17 protein-coding genes are annotated in these 17836 nt (G+C 69.6%); 13 read left to right on the forward strand and 4 right to left on the reverse strand.

Features of this window, described 5'->3' with window-relative positions:
- Positions 1–399 precede the first annotated feature (399 nt).
- The 4 genes from E0500_RS09285 to E0500_RS09300 all read left to right on the forward strand — a co-directional run bounded on the left by E0500_RS09285 (position 400) and on the right by E0500_RS09300 (position 4086).
- Positions 400–603, forward strand: coding sequence for a hypothetical protein (locus E0500_RS09285; RefSeq protein ID WP_131566179.1), 204 nt, complete (start codon positions 400–402; stop codon positions 601–603).
- 86 nt (positions 604–689) lie between these two features.
- Entirely contained in the window at positions 690–962 is a 273-nt protein-coding gene (locus E0500_RS09290; protein ID WP_131566182.1) for a hypothetical protein, read from the forward strand.
- A 141-nt stretch (positions 963–1103) separates the two neighbouring features.
- A complete protein-coding gene (locus tag E0500_RS09295; RefSeq protein ID WP_131566185.1) occupies positions 1104–2129 on the forward strand; it encodes a helix-turn-helix domain-containing protein in 1026 nt (341 codons plus the stop codon).
- A gap of 121 nt (positions 2130–2250) precedes the next feature.
- Positions 2251–4086, forward strand: a complete 1836-nt coding sequence (locus E0500_RS09300; RefSeq protein ID WP_131566188.1) for an NHL domain-containing thioredoxin family protein — start codon at positions 2251–2253, stop codon at positions 4084–4086.
- Between the two features lie 36 nt (positions 4087–4122).
- On the opposite strand, the gene E0500_RS09305 is transcribed toward E0500_RS09300, so the two are convergent.
- The gene (locus tag E0500_RS09305; RefSeq protein WP_131566191.1) at positions 4123–4365 is read right to left on the reverse strand and encodes a DUF6458 family protein; all 243 of its coding nucleotides are present in this window, start codon (positions 4363–4365) and stop codon (positions 4123–4125) included.
- A gap of 329 nt (positions 4366–4694) precedes the next feature.
- On the opposite strand from E0500_RS09305, the gene E0500_RS09310 reads away from it, so the two are divergent.
- The 4 genes from E0500_RS09310 (at position 4695) to E0500_RS09325 (ending at position 8842) form a co-directional block, all read left to right on the forward strand.
- Positions 4695–5627: a helix-turn-helix transcriptional regulator gene (locus tag E0500_RS09310; protein WP_131566194.1), complete on the forward strand. Its 933-nt coding sequence runs from the start codon at positions 4695–4697 to the stop codon at positions 5625–5627.
- Between the two features lie 295 nt (positions 5628–5922).
- The gene (locus tag E0500_RS09315) at positions 5923–6495 is read left to right on the forward strand and encodes a TIGR03086 family metal-binding protein (RefSeq protein WP_131566197.1); all 573 of its coding nucleotides are present in this window, start codon (positions 5923–5925) and stop codon (positions 6493–6495) included.
- A 58-nt stretch (positions 6496–6553) separates the two neighbouring features.
- Positions 6554–7648, forward strand: a complete 1095-nt coding sequence (locus E0500_RS09320) for a hypothetical protein (RefSeq protein ID WP_131566200.1) — start codon at positions 6554–6556, stop codon at positions 7646–7648.
- A gap of 285 nt (positions 7649–7933) precedes the next feature.
- The gene (locus tag E0500_RS09325) at positions 7934–8842 is read left to right on the forward strand and encodes an alpha/beta fold hydrolase (RefSeq protein WP_131566203.1); all 909 of its coding nucleotides are present in this window, start codon (positions 7934–7936) and stop codon (positions 8840–8842) included.
- A gap of 123 nt (positions 8843–8965) precedes the next feature.
- On the opposite strand, the gene E0500_RS09330 is transcribed toward E0500_RS09325, so the two are convergent.
- Positions 8966–10288: a M18 family aminopeptidase gene (locus E0500_RS09330; RefSeq protein WP_131566206.1), complete on the reverse strand. Its 1323-nt coding sequence runs from the start codon at positions 10286–10288 to the stop codon at positions 8966–8968.
- Between the two features lie 215 nt (positions 10289–10503).
- Entirely contained in the window at positions 10504–12357 is a 1854-nt protein-coding gene (locus E0500_RS09335; protein ID WP_131566209.1) for an acyl-CoA dehydrogenase, read from the reverse strand.
- Between the two features lie 149 nt (positions 12358–12506).
- Between E0500_RS09335 and E0500_RS09340 the strand changes: the two genes are divergently transcribed.
- The 3 genes from E0500_RS09340 (at position 12507) to E0500_RS09350 (ending at position 14769) form a co-directional block, all read left to right on the forward strand.
- Complete coding sequence (locus E0500_RS09340; RefSeq protein ID WP_131566212.1) at positions 12507–12974, forward strand: SseB family protein; 468 nt, start codon at positions 12507–12509, stop codon at positions 12972–12974.
- Positions 12975–13146: 172 nt separating this feature from the next.
- A complete protein-coding gene (locus E0500_RS09345) occupies positions 13147–14118 on the forward strand; it encodes a pirin family protein (RefSeq protein WP_131566215.1) in 972 nt (323 codons plus the stop codon).
- 165 nt (positions 14119–14283) lie between these two features.
- The gene (locus E0500_RS09350; RefSeq protein WP_131566218.1) at positions 14284–14769 is read left to right on the forward strand and encodes a MarR family winged helix-turn-helix transcriptional regulator; all 486 of its coding nucleotides are present in this window, start codon (positions 14284–14286) and stop codon (positions 14767–14769) included.
- A gap of 345 nt (positions 14770–15114) precedes the next feature.
- On the opposite strand, the gene E0500_RS09355 is transcribed toward E0500_RS09350, so the two are convergent.
- Positions 15115–15765, reverse strand: a complete 651-nt coding sequence (locus tag E0500_RS09355) for an FMN-dependent NADH-azoreductase (protein WP_131566220.1) — start codon at positions 15763–15765, stop codon at positions 15115–15117.
- 148 nt (positions 15766–15913) lie between these two features.
- Between E0500_RS09355 and E0500_RS09360 the strand changes: the two genes are divergently transcribed.
- Positions 15914–16582 carry a nitroreductase gene (locus E0500_RS09360; RefSeq protein ID WP_131566223.1) on the forward strand — a complete coding sequence of 223 codons (669 nt, stop codon included), beginning with the start codon at positions 15914–15916 and terminating at the stop codon, positions 16580–16582.
- Between the two features lie 141 nt (positions 16583–16723).
- Positions 16724–17821, forward strand: a complete 1098-nt coding sequence (locus E0500_RS09365; protein ID WP_181586923.1) for an AI-2E family transporter — start codon at positions 16724–16726, stop codon at positions 17819–17821.
- Positions 17822–17836 lie beyond the last annotated feature (15 nt).

The raw sequence follows: 17836 nt of genomic DNA on the forward strand, positions 1-17836 counted from the left end.
GCGCTGGAGGGCTGCCCGGCCGTGGACGGAACATCAAAGAAGTGTCCACGGAAGGTCAACGACACGGCTCTCCCGGTCCTGACAGCCTCGAAGTACAGCAATCCGGGAGGTTGAATGTCACATCCTGAGCATGCGAACCCCGACAGCAGTGCACGTGCAAGAGACCGCGGTCTCGATCTCGCCGCCCACGGCAGGAGCGGGGAGGCAGTACGTACCCCCTTGCGCGCCCACAGCAGCGGGTACCGAAGGGCGGGTCTGCTCGGCAAGCATGGCTCTTCGGTGGCCGTGGCCACCCTCGCGACAGTCGTGATCGGCGCGAGCGGCATCGCAGGGGCAGGTCCAGCAGCGGCAGCGCCTGTCAAAGCCGCTTCGTGCACCACATATGTGGCGGCTCAGGCAGTGAACGTCCGCAGCCAGCCGTCGACGTTCGGCGACATCACCGGCAGCCTCTCCCAAGGCGACTCGGTATGCGGCAGCCAAGTCGTCAGCACGCTCAAGGGCGGGACCTACACGGCGTGCGGGAAGACCTCCTCCACCTGGGTCACGTTCGGAAAGGCCGCCCGCTACGTCGCCGCCACCTGTATGAGAGCGATCAAGGGATAAGCCTTCCGAACGGTCGCCGCATCCGACTCGGCCGGCCCCGACAACCCGGGAACCTCACCACGACGATCCATCACAGGAAGGTCATTATGAGAACTTTGAGCCCGCGGATCCTGCTGGCCGCCTTCGGCACGGCCACGGCGCTGGCCCTGGCAGCCGCAGCACCGGCATCGGCGGACGACTGGAGCACGGCCCAGCCCACCCACAACTGGGGTGCCGTGCAGCCGCTCGACGGCCACGTCACTGTGCAGCCGCTCGACAACTACGGCACCGTGCAGCCGCTCGACGGCCACGTCACCGTCCAACCACTCGACAACTACGGCACGGTCAGCCCCCTGACCAGCGTCTGGGATGCCGCCTGAATCCTGCCCGGCAGTACTGCCATGAGTCTGCTGGTTCCCGGGCCGCCCGGGAACCAGCGTCCCTCAAGGACCCCGCCCTTTACTGTCTCTTGGTCTTCCTCGCAGACTGGATTCCTCGCCAGTCCGTGAACGGGGGGCACCGTGATCGAGACCATGTTCCGCACCTGGGACTTACCGCAGGCCGACCGCTTCGATGCCTGGTGCGCGCAGGCCGCCCTGACTCACGCGCCGGTGGAGATGACCAGCGCCTATCGGGCGAACTACCGCGGCATGCAACACGTGCTGCAGTTCAGTGAGCTGACGGTCTACACGACGCAATGGCAGCCTGCCGCCCTCAGCAGGACCCGGACCCTGATCCATCGCTCGGACCCCGAGCGTTACCACCTTTCCCTGATCAAGCGGGGCACGGTGGTCGCGACGATCGACGGCCGGGAAGCCGTCTACGGCCCGCATGGGCTGCGCACGCATCTCACCTACCGCCCCCTCGAAATGAACCTGGGCGCGGACGGAACCGGGGTGGAAGGCGTCAGTGTGGAGATCCCCCGCACGGCACTCCCTCTCTCTCCGGCTCAGGTGGAGCGTGTGATCGGACGCCCGATGACCGCCGCGGAAGGAACCGGCGCGCTCCTGGCCGCCTTCCTCAACACCCTCACGGCGCAACCGGGCTCCTGCACCGCGGCTGACGCCGCACGCCTCGAACCCGTCCTTGTGGACCTCCTTGCTCTCCTGTTCGCCCACGAACTGGACACCGCCCAGTCCCTGCCGCCGGAGACCCACCACCGCACGCTCCTTCTGCGCGTCCGCGCCTTCATCCGGCAGCACCTGCAGGACCCCGACCTCACCCCGGCCACGATCGCAGCCGCCCACCACATCTCGCTCAGCCACCTGCACCGGCTGTTCAAGCCCGCCCCGCCCACGGTCGCGGCGTACATCCGCCACCAGCGTCTGGAACGCATCCGTCAGGAGCTCAGCGACCCGGCTCGCCGGGCCTGGCCCATCCACCGCATTGCCGCACACTGGGGCTTCGCTCACCACGCCGCCTTCACCCGCGCTTTCCGCTCCGCCTACGGCATCACGCCTCGCGAATACCGGAATTCGATGACTTGCGAAGACGGCCAGGATGGCAAGGATGACGAGATCCGGGCCGGTCGCTTCGCCCCGCTGTAAAGGACACCGCTGTAAAGGACACCGCCGGGCCCGGTCGGCATCCGGAGTGACGTGATCAAGGACTCGCTTCCCGCGTAGGAGTGGCGTAAGTCTCTCCAGCCAGGGATGGCACTCTTGACGCATGAACGCTGCCTCTCCCGCCCCGCGCCGTGCCCGCGTCCGCGCCCCCGAACTGATCGGCAAGGGTGGCTGGCTCAACACAGGTGACAAGAACCTGTCACTCGCGGATCTGCGAGGTAAGTGCGTTGTTGTAGATTTTTGGACATTTTGTTGCGTGAACTGCCTCCACGTCCTGGACGAGCTCCGCGAGCTGGAGGAGAAGCACCGGGACACGGTGGTGGTCATCGGTGTCCACTCGCCGAAGTTCGTGCACGAGGCCGACCACCGGGCGGTCGTGGACGCGGTCGAGCGGTACGGCGTCGAGCACCCCGTCCTCGACGACCCCGAGCTCGCCACCTGGAAGCAGTACGCGGTACGGGCCTGGCCGACGCTGGTGGTGATCGACCCCGAGGGGTACGTGGTCGCGCAGCACGCCGGCGAGGGGCACGCGCACGCGATCGAGCGGCTGGTCGAGGAACTGGAGGCGGAGCACGCGGCGAAGGGCACGCTGCGCCGCGGCGACGGTCCGTACGTGGCCCCGGGGCCGGAGCCCACGGTGCTGCGCTTCCCCGGCAAGGCGCTGCTGCTGCCCTCCGGGACCTTCCTGGTCAGTGACACCACCCGGCACCAGCTGGTGGAGCTCGCGGCGGACGGGGAGACCGTCGTCCGGCGCATCGGCTCGGGCGTCCGGGGCTTCGCTGACGGTGCGGGCGCGACGGCGAGCTTCAGCGAACCGCAGGGCCTGGCGCTGCTGGACGACGGCTCCGTGGTCGTCGCCGACACCGTCAACCACGCCCTGCGGCGCCTGGACCCGGCCACCGGTGAGGTCACCACCCTCGCGGGCACGGGCCGCCAGTGGTGGCAGGGCTCGTCGGCCTCCGGTCCCGCGCACGAGGTGGACCTCTCCTCCCCGTGGGACGTCGCGGTCTTCGGTGGGCTGGTCTGGATCGCCATGGCCGGCGTCCACCAGCTGTGGACGTACGACCCGGCCGAGGGCACGGTCGCGGTGGCGGCGGGCACGACCAACGAGGGGCTGGTCGACGGCCCCGGCCCCGAGGCCTGGTTCGCGCAGCCCTCGGGTCTCGCGGTGTCGGCGGACGGGGACCGGCTGTGGCTGGCCGACTCCGAGACGAGCGCGCTGCGCTGGGTGGACCGGGACGGAGCGGTCCACACGGCCGTCGGCACCGGGCTGTTCGACTTCGGGCACCGTGACGGCGCCGCCGGACAGGCCCTGTTCCAGCACCCGCTGGGCGTGACGGCCCTGCCGGACGGCTCGGTCGCGGTCAGCGACACGTACAACCACGCCCTGCGCCGCTACGACCCGGCGACGGGCGAGGTGACCACGCTCGCCACGGATCTGCGGGAGCCGTCGGACGCGGTGCTGGTCGGCGACGACATCGTGGTCGTCGAATCGGCCCGCCACCGGCTGACCCGGCTGCGGCTGCCCGAGGAGGCCGTGCAGGTCGCCTCGGTGGCCCACCGCACCCAGCGCGCGGCCACCGACGTCGCGCCCGGCACGCTCCGGCTGGACATCGTCTTCCAGGCCCCGAAGGGCCAGAAGCTCGACACGCGCTACGGCCCGTCGACCCGCCTCCTCGTCTCCTCCACCCCGCCCGAGCTGCTCCTGAAGGGCGAGGGCGCGGACACGGATCTCTCCCGCACGATCGAGCTCGACCCCGCCGTGCCGGAGGGTGTGCTGCACGTCTCGGCGATGGCGGCGTCCTGCGACGACGACCCCGCGAACGAGTACCCGGCCTGCCACGTCCACCAGCAGGACTGGGGTGTACCGATCCGTGTTACGGAGGGCGGGGCGGACCGGCTGCCGCTGGTGCTGGCGGGGATGGACGAGGACGTCTGACCGGGCGTCGCCCGGGAGCCCGACAGGGCTCCACACTCACACGCCTCCGTACCCGTCGCGGTGATGGTGGTGCCCGTCCTCGTCGATCACCGGCGTCGCGGGCGGCACCACCACGCGCCTCCGCTTGGCGATGCTGCTGAACGTCGCGACCCCGATCAGCCCGACGATCATGAAGATGACGCCGACCATGTCGAGGTCGACCCCCTGCATGTCCCAGTCGGTGGCGAAGGTGAGGATGGCCCCCACGGCGATCAGAATGATGCATCCGCCCAGGCCCATGAGTTACTGCCTCCCTGTCCGGGTCCGGTCGTTCCGGTCGGTCCGGCGCTCCGGTCGGCACCGGGTACCCGGGAGGCCGGTGCCCATGCCGGGGCGTCCGCTGCGAAGCGTGCCGAGGGAACTGCACTGCGTGATCGCGAGTCAGGTGCGCTGGGCTGGTCTCGCCGTCGGCGACGGCCGGCGCTGTCTCACACCGGCGGCACGCGCCGCCGTTCCTAGTGAGGTACCAGGTCGGCCGCCCTGCCCAAGTGTCCTTGCGCGCCCGCGACTTCGTGTCTGCTACTCCCAGGGGCAGGCTAGGTGTGGAGAGCCTGGCCATACTCGGTCGCATGGACGACACAGCGCACGGCAAGTCCCTCCTCGGTGAGTTCCTGTCCACGAGGCGGGCGCAGTTGAAGCCGGCAGACGTGGGGTTGCCGGACTACGGCGACCGGCGGCGGGTGCCGGGACTGCGGCGTGAGGAACTGGCCCAGCTGGCCGGTGTCAGCGTGGCCTACTACATCCGGCTGGAACAGGGGCTGTCACTCAACGCCTCGCCGCAGGTCCTCGACGCGCTGGCCACGGCTCTGCGGCTGGATGACGCGGAGCGGCGCCACCTGCACACCTTGTCCGGAGATGCCCGGCAGAGCCGCCGCCGGCTCCCCGCCGAGCGTGTCACCGCGCCGGTGCGCCAACTGGTCGATGCCTTCGGGGACTCACCCGTGGTCGTCCTCGGCCGACGCTCGGACATCCTGATGTGGAACCGCGCCGGGCACGCGTTGTTCGCCGGGCACTTGGCCCCGGACAGCCCGGCTCAAGCGGCCACACGGCCCAACACCGCCCGGCTGGTATTCCTGGACGCCCATACGCGGGACCTGTACGTGGACTGGCCCAGGAAGGCACGGGACGTGGTGGGCAAGTTGCGGCAGGCGGTCGGCGAATATCCGAACGACCCGCATCTGGCCTCCCTCATCGGGGAGTTGACCGTGCGCAGCCCGCAGTTCGCCACGCTGTGGGCCGAGCACCGGGTGCGCGCCTGGGACATGGCGGAGTACCGGATGCGCCATCCGATGGTCGGGGAGCTGGACGTGCTGCAGCACTCGCTCCCGGTTCCCCGGGGGCAGGGGATCCGGGTGGTGGTGACGACGGCGGCGCCGGGCTCCGCCGCCCAGGCAGCACTGCAGTTGCTCAACCAGACCCTCCTGCCCGCCGCGGACAGGTCGGCGACCGCCCACCAGGCCGCCGACACCCCCGCACGCGTCGTTCCTTCCGTGCACTCCTGATTCGTGCCCTCCTGATTCGTGCACTCCTGATTCGGCCGTCCCGACCGCCGCAGTTCCGCAGTCCGCTCAGAGCGTCACGCCTGAACATCACCCGGCAGCCCCCGGCCCGAGGCCGGCAGGGAGTGCCGCGGGGGCCTTGTCACGCGCGCCTTCCTGCCGCCGATGACGCTGCCACCCCTCTTTCTTCCCCCTGTGTCCCCGCCCGCCGGCATCGCCCCTGCGGTGCTCGCACGCGACGGGCGAATACGCGCATTCCTCTTTCACGTTCCTCTTTCACTCCTCCTGGAGGTTCCCCATGTCCACTACACCCGTCACGGCTTTTGCCGAGGTCATTGACACCGTCGCCCACCTGGTCGAGGCCGTGGAGGAGGAGCAGTGGAGCGCGCCGACGCCCTGCACCGACTGGAATGTCCAGCAGCTGGTCGACCATCTGGTGGCGGGGCAGCACACGTTCGCCGTCGTGATGGGGGTGGAGCCGCCCCTGCCGGCGCTCGATGCCGCCCCCGCTCCGGAAGCGCTCAAGGAGACGTTCCGGACGTCGGCCGCCGCCCTGGCGGCCGCCTTCGAGGGTCCGGGAGCACTGGAGCGCACGGTGCAGGCCCCGATCGGTGAGGTGCCCGGCGCTGTGGCGCTGCATCTGCAGACCGTGGAGCACCTGGTGCACGGCTGGGATCTGGCTCAGGCCATCGGCGAGAAAGCCCTGTTCGATCACACCACGGTCGAGCGGGAGATCGAGTTCGCCCGCGGCCTGGTGGCACAGCTGCCCTCCGGGCCGGGCGCTCCGTTCACGCGGTCCCGGACCGCTCCGGAAGACGCCACCGCGATCGACCGGCTGGCCGCGCTGCTCGGACGCGACATCCCCGAGTGACCCCCACACAGCTCACCGCAGTACACGCAGGCCCCAACTCTTCCGAGGAACAAGGACGATGAAGAAGACGAAGCTGAAGATCGCCATCGCCGGCGCGGCACTTGTCGTTGCAGCGGCCACCGGGACGGCATTGGCCGCGAGCGGTTCCTTCACCGAATCCGGCTCCGGCTCCGGACTCGGCTCCGAGCGGCCCCGGACCGGGCAGAGCACGCAGAGCACGCAGCAGACCCCCAGCGTCATCAAGGCCGACGGCCCGAATGTGTTCCCGCACTCGCTGGACTTCGACGCGCGGTCGAAGACGTTCTTCGCCGGCTCGCTGAAACACGGCAAGGTCTACGCCGTCGGTCCGGACGGAAAGGTGCGCACCTACATCGACGACCCGGAACTGGTGTCGGCGCAGGCCGTCCGCGTCGACCGCAAGCGGGACCGCATCCTGGTCAGCAATGTGGACTACGGCACTGCCGACCGTTCCAACAAGGACAATCCCTTCGGCATCGCCGGTGTGGGCAGCTACGACCTGAAGACCGGGAAGCAGGACTGGTGCGTCGATCTGACCGCGGTCGCCCTCGACGGCAAGCGGCACCTGATCTCCGACGTGACGGTGGCGCCCGACGGCACCGCCTACGCCGTCGACGAGCTGACCCCGACGGTGTTCCGCATCGACCGCGAGGGCCGCGCCTCGGTCTTCCTGCGGAGCGACCTGCTCCAGGGCGAGCTGGACATTCCCGACTTCCTGAACGATGTGGGGATGGCAGCGGTGGAGTGGGTGAAGGGAAACCAGCTGATCATCGCCATGGCCGACGGCTCCCTGGTACGGGTGCCCGTCCAACATCCCGAAAAGGCGCAGAAGGTGAAGCTCTCCGCGCCGCTGGGGTCCCCCACGGCCGGCATGCGGCTCCTGAAGGACGGCTCGATCGCGGCGGTCAGCAGCGGTCTGCTGTCCGGCAAGCCCGCCGAGATCCAGCGAGTGGAGCCCCGCGACGGCTGGAAGGAAGCCACGGTGAAGGTCACCGACACCGTCAATGATCCCGTCACCAGCGACGTGACCGCGGGACCGGGCGGGACGACGTACGCGCTCAGCGGCGGGCTGGCCGACCTCCTCGCGGGCAAGCCCAACGACGGGTTCACCCTGGCCCCCGTCAAGACCGGCTGATCCGGCAGCCGTTCCCCCGGACGACCAGCCGTGCCTCCGCCTCGCGGCCCCATGGACCGGCTGGCGTCCCCCGTGGGAGCTACGCGCAAGCGTGCTCTGCATGGTGACGATTCCGGGCCGCCGAATCCGTAGCGTTTCGGTTGTCGCCGCCGCGCCCTGTACGAGCACTACGAGGACCCGAAGAAGGGGCCCTTCGTACGGAATGCGCCTCGTGCGAGCCACGGTGTCCCGCATACCAACCCTGTTCCTCACCCGTTGACCTCCCTTGCCTTCTTGGAGGCCCTCATGAACCGCACGCTCAAGGCAACCGCTGTGGCCGCGACGTTCTGCGCCGTGGCCGGCGCGGGCGTCGTCGGCTATGGGAAGGTCGCCGACAAGGCGCAGTGGCTGCCGGAACTCACCACGACCGCGGGGCACGGCAACGGGGACTCGTTCTCCGGAAGCAGGAAGATCCGTGTCGACGGCTACTCGGTCAACGTCTCATGCTCCGGCCGCTCGGCGGACCGCAAGCCGGTCGTCGTCCTGATGGCCGGAGGGGGCGACGGACTGGACACGATGGCCGACCTGCAGAAGACCTTGAGCGAGAACGCCAGGGTCTGCTCCTACGACCGGCTCGGCGAGGGCAAGAGCGACCAGCCGAGTGGCACTCAGACCATCAGCGACAGCAGCAGGATCCTGACGGGTGTGCTCGACCGCATCGCCGGTGACCGCCCGGTCGTCCTGGCCGGCCACTCACTGGGCGGACTGATCGCAGCCCGCTACGCCCCCGACCACCGGGACAGGGTCAAGGGCCTGGTCCTGATGGACGCCACGATCCCCTTCCTGACCGCCGGCATCTCCAGGACGATCCCCGATTCGGCGACCGGCATGGCGGCCGAACTGCGTGACCAGACCATCGCGGTGAACAAGGGCCAGAACCCCGAGAAATTCGTCATCGCCGACGCGAAGGTCCGCTCCGCCGGGAACATCCCGGTGCGGATCATCAAGCACGAGTCCCAGTACGCCGAGGTCCCCGACTACGGGCCCGCCCTGGAACAGATGTGGACCGAAGGCCAGCACCAGTGGCTCGCGCTCTCCAGCCGCAGCAGCATCAGCACCGCCGCCGGAAGCGGCCACTACATCCACGTCGACCGCCCCGACATCGCCGTCAAGGCCATCCAGCGAGTGACCGCACAGGCCACAGCACACCGGTAGCCAACGAAGCGCCGATCCGGCGCTGTCACGTTGGCTGACCGCAACACCGTTGCGTGCACTCCGCATCAGGCCCTGGAAGGCCGGCCCTGGCCCTGGCCCTGGCTTCGGCCGGAGGCCGCCGCCTCACCCTTCCAGGAACGCCACCAACGAGTTCGCCAGCAGATACGGGTCATCCGCGGCGCACAGCTCCCGCGCACTGTGCATCGACAGGATGGCCACGCCGATGTCGACGGTCTTGATGCCGTGGCGGGCCGCCGTGATGGGGCCGATGGTGGTGCCGCAGGGCATGGAGTTGTTGGAGACGAAGGACTGGAAGGGGACGCCCGCCTTGTCGCAGGCGGCGGCGAACACCGCGCGGCCCGAACCGTCCGTGGCGTAGCGGTTGTTGACGTTCACCTTGAGGATGGGCCCGCCGCCCGCGCGCGGGTGGTGCGTCGGGTCGTGCCGCTCGGCGTAGTTGGGGTGGACGGCGTGGCCCGTGTCGGAGGACAGACAGACGCTGCCCGCGAAGGCCCTCGCCCGGTCCTCGTACGAGCCGCCGCGGGCGAACACCGAGCGCTCCAGCACGGAGCCGAGCAGCGGGCCGTCCGCGCCCGTGTCGGACTGCGAGCCGTTCTCCTCGTGGTCGAAGGCCGCGAGGACGGGGATGCAGGGCAGCGTCACATCGCCGGCGGCATCGGCGGCATCGGCGGTGGCGATCGCGACGAGCGCCGCCGTGGCCGCGTGCACGGACAGCAGGTTGTCCATGCGCGGGCCCGCCACGAGTTCCTTGTCGCGGCCCAGGTAGGCGGGCGCCTCGACGGAGTGCGTCATCAGGTCCCAGCCCGTGACGGCGCCGGAGTCCAGGCCCGACTCCTGCTCAAGGAAGGCGATGAGGTCGCCGTCGCGGACGTCGTTCCCGAGGCCCCAGATCGGCTGCAGATGGCGCTGCTTGTCGAGCTTGAGGCCCTCGGACGACACCGAACGGTCCAGGTGGATGGCGAGCTGGGGGACCCGGAGCAGCGGGCGGTCGATGTTCACGAGGCGGGTCGAGCCGTCGCGGAGGGAGAGGCGGCCGGCGAGGCCCAGGTCGCGGTCCAGCCAGGAGTTGAGCAGCGGACCCCCGTAGATCTCGACGGCGACCTGACGCCAGCCGTGCGCGCCGCTGTCGGGCAGCGGCTTCACTCTCAGGTTGGGGGAGTCGGTGTGCGCGCCCACGATACGGAACGGGGTGTGCGGCTCGGCGCCCTCGGGGACGTACCAGGCGACGATGGCGCCGCCGCGCAGCACATACCGGCCGCCGCTCGTACCGTCCCATGCGTCCGTCTCCGCGACCTGGCGGAAGCCGGCCTTCTCCAGCCGCTCGGCGGCGTTCGCCACGGCGTGGTACGGCGACGGACTGGCCGCCAGGAAGGTCATGAGGTCGTCGGTGTGGCCGCGGTCGAAGCGGGCGCCTGTGCTGCTCATGGGTTCACCTTAACGACGTACGAGGGCCCGCTCCCGGGGATGGGGAGCGGGCCCTCGTAAGGGGGCTGTGGAGAGTCGGAATCCTGACCGGACGGACAGGTTCCGCTTAGTCGCCCAACTCGGCTGGAAGGGGCATCAACCATCCCACGGGGCAGCCACGCCACGGGGTAACCACCCCACAGGGCCCACCCCGCGGGGCAACCACCTCACGGGTCCTAGAACGCCGCCTCGTCCAGCTCCATCAGATCCAGGTCCACGCCCTCGGAGACCTTGCGGGCCAGGGTCACCCCCGGCAGGACGTTGGCCGCGAAGAACTTCGCCGCCGCGATCTTGCCGGTGTAGAAGGCCACATCCTTGGAGGACACGGTCTTCGCGGAAGCTCCCGCCTGAAGTGCCCGAAGCTTCTCGGCTGCGACCGCCGCGCCCCTGAGGAGCAGGTAGCCGACGACCACGTCACCGGAGGCCATCAGCAGGCGGGTGGTGTTGAGCCCCACCTTGTAGATGTTCTTGACGTCCTGCTCGGTGGCCGCGAGGTCCGTCAGCATCAGGCCGACGATCGCCTCCAGCTCCACCGCGGCCTTGGCGAGGTGGTCGCGGGCGCCGGCCAGTTCCTCGCCGCCCTCGCCGACCGCCAGGAACTTCTTGATCTCCTCGGCGAGCGAGTTCAGCGCGGCACCCTGGTTGCGGACGATCTTCCGGAAGAAGAAGTCCTGGCCCTGGATCGCGGTCGTGCCCTCGTACAGGGTGTCGATCTTGGCGTCGCGGATGTACTGCTCGATCGGGTACTCCTGCAGGAAGCCGGAGCCGCCGAAGGTCTGCAGCGACTGGGCGAGCTGCTCGTAGCCCTTCTCGGAGCCGTAGCCCTTGACGATCGGCAGGAGCAGGTCGTTCAGCGCGTGCTCCGCCGAGGCGTCCTCGCCGCCGGCCTCCTTGACGGCGATGGCGTCCTGCACCGACGCCGTGTGGAGGACGAGGGCGCGCATGCCCTCCGCGTACGCCTTCTGCGTGATCAGTGAGCGGCGGACGTCCGGGTGGTGCGTGATGGTGACCTTGGGGGCGCTCTTGTCCATGAAGTTCGCCAGGTCCGGGCCCTGGACGCGCTCCTTGGCGTACTCCAGCGCGTTCAGGTAGCCCGTCGACAGCGTGGAGATCGCCTTCGTGCCGACCATCATCCGCGCGAACTCGATGATGCGGAACATCTGGCGGATGCCGTCGTGCTTGTCGCCGATCAGCCAGCCCTTGGCGGGGTGACGGTCGCCGAAGGTCATCTCGCAGGTGTTGGAGGCCTTCAGGCCCATCTTGTGCTCGACGTTCGTGGCGTACACGCCGTTGCGCTCGCCCAGCTCGCCGGTCTCGACGTCGAAGAGGTACTTGGGCACGAGGAAGAGGGAGAGCCCCTTCGTGCCGGGCCCGGCACCCTCCGGGCGGGCCAGCACGTAGTGGAGGATGTTCTCCTCCATGTCGTGCTCACCGGACGTGATGAAGCGCTTCACGCCCTCGATGTGCCAGGAACCGTCCTCCTGCGGGACGGCCTTGGTCCGCCCGGCGCCCACGTCCGAGCCGGCGTCCGGCTCGGTGAGCACCATGGTGGAGCCCCAGGTCCGCTCGACCGCGATCTCGGCGATCTTCCGCTGCTCCTCGGTGCCCTCGTCGAAGAGGATGCGGGCGAAGGCCGGGCCGGAGGCGTACATCCAGATCGCCGGGTTGGCGCCGAGGATCAGCTCCGCGTACGCCCAGATCAGGGACGGCGGAGCGGTCGTGCCGCCGACCTCCTCGGGCAGGCCCAGGCGCCAGTACTCCGAGTCCATGAAGGCCTTGTAGCTCTTCTTGAAGGACGCCGGGACCGGAGCGGTGCCGGTCTCCGGGTCGAAGACCGGCGGGTTGCGGTCGGCGTCCGTGAAGGACTCGGCCAGCTCGTTCTCCGCGAGGCGGGTGAGCTCTTCCAGGATGCTCCTGGCGGTGTCCGCGTCCATCTCCGCGAACGGGCCGGTGCCGTACAGCTTGTCGCGACCGAGTACTTCGAAGAGGTTGAACTCGATGTCGCGGAGATTCGACTTGTAGTGCCCCATGGCGACAGCTCCGTGGAGAGATCGGCGAGGCACTGACTCCTCGCGGCTAGTTCGTTTACTAACAAGTAGCTACGGCTACGATGATGCTACCCACCGGTAATAAGAAGCAAGCCTGATCGGGGCAACTGTGACTGGTTACTCTTTGCGGCATGTACGGCTACGAGCAGACCCCGGGCCCTCAGCAGCAGTACGCCTCGCCGCCGCAGCAGCCGATGGGCGGCGGGTACGGGCAGCAGCAGCCGCTGTACCCCGAGCCGTCCCCGCCGTCGCTCGCGGACGCGGTGCGCGCCTTCACCACGGGGCAGACGTCCGCCGAGGACTTCCAGCAGGTCTTCGCGACGTCCAAGGTCTACTGCCCGCGCGGTGACAACCCCGGCTTCCTCGCGCTGCACAACACCCAGCAGCCCGTGATCCCGATGTTCACCTCGCTCAAGGAGCTGCGCCGGTACGCCGGCAAGGAGTCCAAGTTCTTCGTGATCACCGGTGCCGAGGTCATCGACCTGCTGCCCACCGGCTACGGCTTCGTGCTCGACATGGAGGGTGAGCACCGCATGGTGTTCGACGCGAAGGCGGTCGAGCAGATGGTCGAGTTCGCGATGCGGCGCATGTACGGCTAGGCCATGTTTCGGGAAACGCGGGCGGCTGGACGCCGTCACTTCGCGGGTGGCTGACGCTCAGCCCCGCCGTCACGACCGGGACGCCCGGAGGGAATGCCCTCCGGGCGTTCTGCGTTGGGGCTGGCAGAAAGTTCAACAATCAACTAACATGAGCGCACAAGGAGGTACCGACATGCCTGCAGTAACCGTCGAGAACCCGCTGACGCTGCCCCGCGTGACCGCGTCCGCCGACGCCGTGGCCCGCCCCGTGCTCACCGTCACCACCGCGCCGAGCGGATTCGAGGGCGAGGGCTTCCCGGTGCGCAGGGCGTTCGCCGGGATCAACTACCGCCACCTCGACCCGTTCATCATGATGGACCAGATGGGAGAGGTGGAGTACGCGCCCGGAGAGCCGAAGGGGACCCCCTGGCACCCGCACCGCGGCTTCGAGACCGTCACGTACATCATCGACGGGGTCTTCGACCACCAGGACTCCAACGGCGGTGGCGGCACCATCACCAACGGCGACACCCAGTGGATGACGGCCGGCTCCGGCCTCCTCCACATCGAGGCGCCGCCGGAGCAACTCGTCGTGTCGGGCGGCCTCTTCCACGGGCTCCAGCTGTGGGTGAACCTCCCGGCCAAGGACAAGATGATGGCCCCGCGCTACCAGGACATCCGTGGGGGCCAGGTGCAGCTCCTGACCTCGCCGGACGGCGGCGCGCTGCTGCGCGTCATCGCCGGTGAGCTGGACGGGCACGAGGGCCCCGGCATCACGCACACCCCGATCACGATGATCCACGCGACGCTGGCACCCGGCGCGGAGATCACGCTGCCGTGGCGCGAGGACTTCAACGGCCTCGCGTACGTGCTGGCGGGCAAGGGCTCGGTAGGTGCCGAGCGCCGTCCGATCCACCTCGGCCAGACCGCCGTCTTCGGCGCCGGTTCCTCGCTCACCGTCCGCGCGGACGAGAAGCAGGACGCGCACACGCCGGACATGGAGGTCGTGCTGCTGGGCGGACAGCCCATCCGTGAGCCCATGGCCCACTACGGCCCCTTCGTCATGAACACCCGCGACGAGCTCCAGCAGGCGTTCGACGACTTCCAGAAGGGGCGGCTGGGCACGATCCCGGCCGTGCACGGGATGTCCGAGGGCGGACTGTAGGGCTCGCTGGGGCCGCATGCGGACGAGTCCCGTCTGGTACATGGGCGGGACTCGTCCCTGCTGGTTCGTCCCTGCTGGCTCGTCCCTGCTGGCTCGTCCCTGCTGGGCAGAGTTAGTTTCAAACGATACCGTATCAAATGAGCGTATAGCTGGTAGCGTGTCCTTATGGCCGCTGACCTTCCTCACCAAGCCACCGCCTCGCGCGCGACCGACCGCCCCGGGGATGAATCGCCTTTCGCCCTCGGCTTGCTGCTGCGCAGGGCGCACTGGCGCGCGGCCGCTGTAATGGGGGAGGCCCTTCGGCCGCTCGGTATCGAGTTGCGGCATTTCGCCGTGCTGATCGTCCTGGTCAACCGCGGGCCCACGGTGCAGCGGGACCTTGCGACCGCGACGGGATCGGACAAGGCCGGAATCATGCGGGTCGTGGACGATCTGGAGCGCATGGGGCTGGCCGTCCGCAAGACCGTTCCTGGGGACCGGCGGGTGCGGGCAGTGGAGATCACCCCTCAGGGCGTCGAGCTTTTCGATGCGGCACATGTGGCGGCGGAGCCGCTGGCTGAGCGTCTGATCGCCGAACTGGGGACCGGCGAGCCCGAGCGGCTGAGGGATCTGCTGACCCGGTTCGCCTATCCCGCGGACGACGAGGTGTAAGCGCGCCCGCGGGTACCGGTCGCCTGCCACGCCGGCGGCTTTCGTTTCATACGGCTTCCGCGGTGACCCTGGTCTTGGGAATTGCGGTCGTCATTGCTGCGCAGGCGGCTCTTGGGGCTTGGTCGCCGACGGGGGCCAAGTCGTCCGCGTGGCTGTCGCGCCGCATGTCCGGTCGGCGTGTTTTACCCTGCGCGCATCTCTGTTGTCTCGATGCGCGCCCCGCTGAGAGGCCGGACCCCGGTGCGCCCAGCGCGGGGCCACCTGCCCCGAGGGCGCCGTGTGACGTCCTGCGTGAGGCGTGACGTCCTGCGGTGAGGCGTCACACGGCGTCTGCTGCCCGGCGGGTTACGCGGCGAGGCGCTCCGTGAGTTCCTTGGCCTTGGTGGTCGCGTCCTCGAAGGCGCGCTTGCGGGACGCCTCGTAGAGGGGGACCAGTTCGGACATGGCCGGGTTGCGCGGGGCCAAGGTGAGTTCCGGGACGATGAAGTCGAGGTCCAGGCCGAGGGTGTCCCTGAGGACGGCCTCCAGGTAGTTCTGTACGAACTCGTAGCCCTCGCGCGGGGTGCCCGGCGCGTAGGAGCCGCCGCGGCTGGCGACGACGACAACCGGGGTTCCCTGAGCGGAGGGGGCCTCGCCCGCGGTGCGGCCGAGCAGGAGCACGCTGTCCACCCACGCCTTGAGGGTCGAGGGAATCGAGAAGTTGAACATGGGGGCGCCGATCAGGACGGCGTCCGCCTGCTCCAGCTCCTCGATGAGCTTCACGCGCGCGGCGAACGCGGCGGACTGCTCCGGAGTGCGCTCGGACGGGGCGGCGTAACCGGCGGACCATGCGTCGGCGGTGATGTGCGGGACAGGGGCGGCGGCGAGGTCGCGGTAGATCACCGTGCCCTCCGGGTGCTGCTCCTCCCAGGTCTTGCGGAAGGCGGCCGTGACCGAACGGGACGAGGACGCCTCGCCGTAGAACACGGACGAGTCGATGTGCAGCAGCGTTGTCATGGACTTTCTCCAGGGTGCAGTGCCCGAGGCGGGGGAACCAGGGGCTGGGGATTAGTGCAGCAGGATAGTTGCACTCGATACCGTATCGAATGATACCGTCTTGAGTGTAACCAGGATGGCGCCGTTGAGTGGATGGAGGCCTGCGGTCATGGACGTCTATGAGGCGGTCAAGAGCCGACGTGCGGTGCGCGTGTTCACCGATCGGCCCGTGCCGAGGGAAACGCTGGAGCGGGTGCTGTCCGCCGCGGCCTGGGCGCCGTCCGGATCGAACATCCAGCCGTGGCACACCTACGTGCTGACCGGCGCACCGCTGGCCGAACTCAAGAAGCGTGCCGGTGAGCGCCTGGCCTCGGGCGACCCCTGGGACGCACCGGAGTACGAGATGTATCCGCCCGAACTGAAGTCTCCGTACCGCGAGCGTCGATTCGCCTTCGGCGAGCAGCGCTACGGCGCACTCGGCATCGCGCTTGAGGACCTGGAGGCGCGCCAGCGGGCCGCTGCCGCGAACTGGGACTGCTTCGGCGCACCCGCCGCCCTGTTCTGCTACATCGACAAAGACATGGGTTCGCCCCAGTGGGCCGATGCCGGCATGTATCTGCAGACCGTCATGCTGCTGCTCCGCGCCGAAGGGCTGCACAGTTGCACGCAGATGGCCTGGGCGAAGTACCACAAGACCGTCGCGGAGGTCCTGTCACCCCCGGACGGACTCGTCCTCTTCTGCGGCATGTCGATCGGGTTCGAAGGCGTCACAGCGGGTGACGCCCGTACAGGCCGGGCGCCGCTCGACGAGACGGTCACGTTCGTCGACGGTCTCTGACGCCATCCCTCCCTGACTTCGGCCAGGCGGTCCCGGCACCCGACATCTGGTGACACCGAGCTGGCGGAGCGCCACCGGGTGTGTCACCCGGGCGGGCCGGTCGCGCACGACAGGGCCGGTCCGGCGTGGTCGGCTGGAGGTGTGCAGGACACCAAGCCGCTCGGCCCGGACCCCGGGCCCCTGCTCCCCGACTCCGTCCGCCGCCTCGCCGCCTGGTGTGCCGTCGTCCTGCTCGTCGCCGGGGTCGTCTATGTCGCGATCCGGCTCTGCGTCGAGTTCCGGACGGCCGTGGTGCCGCTGCTGCTCGCGCTGCTCGGGACCGCGTTGCTGCGGCCGATGCACCGGCGCCTCGTCGCGGCGGGGGTCCACCGGTCGATCGCGGCGGCGGTCACCTGTGTCGCCGTCGTGGCCGTGGTCGGCGCGGCCGTCTACATCGTCGTCGCCGCGATCGTCGACGCCGGTGACCAGATCGTCCACTCGCTCAGGGAAGCGGCACGCTCCATCGCCACGCGCTTCGGGCCGGCCGGTACCTCGCTGGAGGACCTGGCCACCAATGCCCCGAAGCTGCTGGGCAAATTCGGGGGGACGGCCGCCTCCGGTGTGCTCAGCGGAGTCAGCGTCGTCGGTGAGGCGATCGCCATGGCGGTGCTGGCGCTGCTGCTCGTCTTCTTCTTCCTCCGTGATTTCCACCGGGCCGGGGACGCCCTGCGCTCCGTGGCCCCCGGCGGCACGGCCGACACCGTGGAGGCCATGGCGCGGCGGGCCTTCCACGCCGTCGAGGGGTTCATGCGCGGGACGACCTTCATCGCCCTGATCGACTCCGTCTGCGTCACCGTGGGGCTGCTGATCCTCAAGGTCCCGGGGGCCGTCGGGCTGGGCGCGCTGGTCTTCGTCGGCGCGTACATCCCGTATCTCGGCGCCTTCCTCTCCGGTGCCGTGGCCGTGCTCGTCGCGCTCGCCGACCGCGGGTTCGTCATCGCGCTGTGGGCGCTCGGGACCATCGTCGCCGTGCAGCTTCTGGAGGGGCACGTCCTCCAGCCGATGGTCCAGAGCCGTACGGTCCAGATGCACCCGGCCGTCGTCATGGTCACCCTCACCGCGGGGGCGTCCGTCGCCGGGATCCTCGGCCTGCTGCTCGCCGTACCGCTGACCGCGGCCGCCTCCGGGGTCGTCCACGAGCTGAGGGGAGGCACGAGACGGACGGGGCCGGGGCCGGGGCCGGTGAGGCGGGGAGGGTGAGGCCGGGGCGGGGGA

It is taken from the genome of Streptomyces sp. KM273126 (assembly GCF_004337435.2).
Lineage (GTDB): Bacteria > Actinomycetota > Actinomycetes > Streptomycetales > Streptomycetaceae > Streptomyces > Streptomyces acidicola.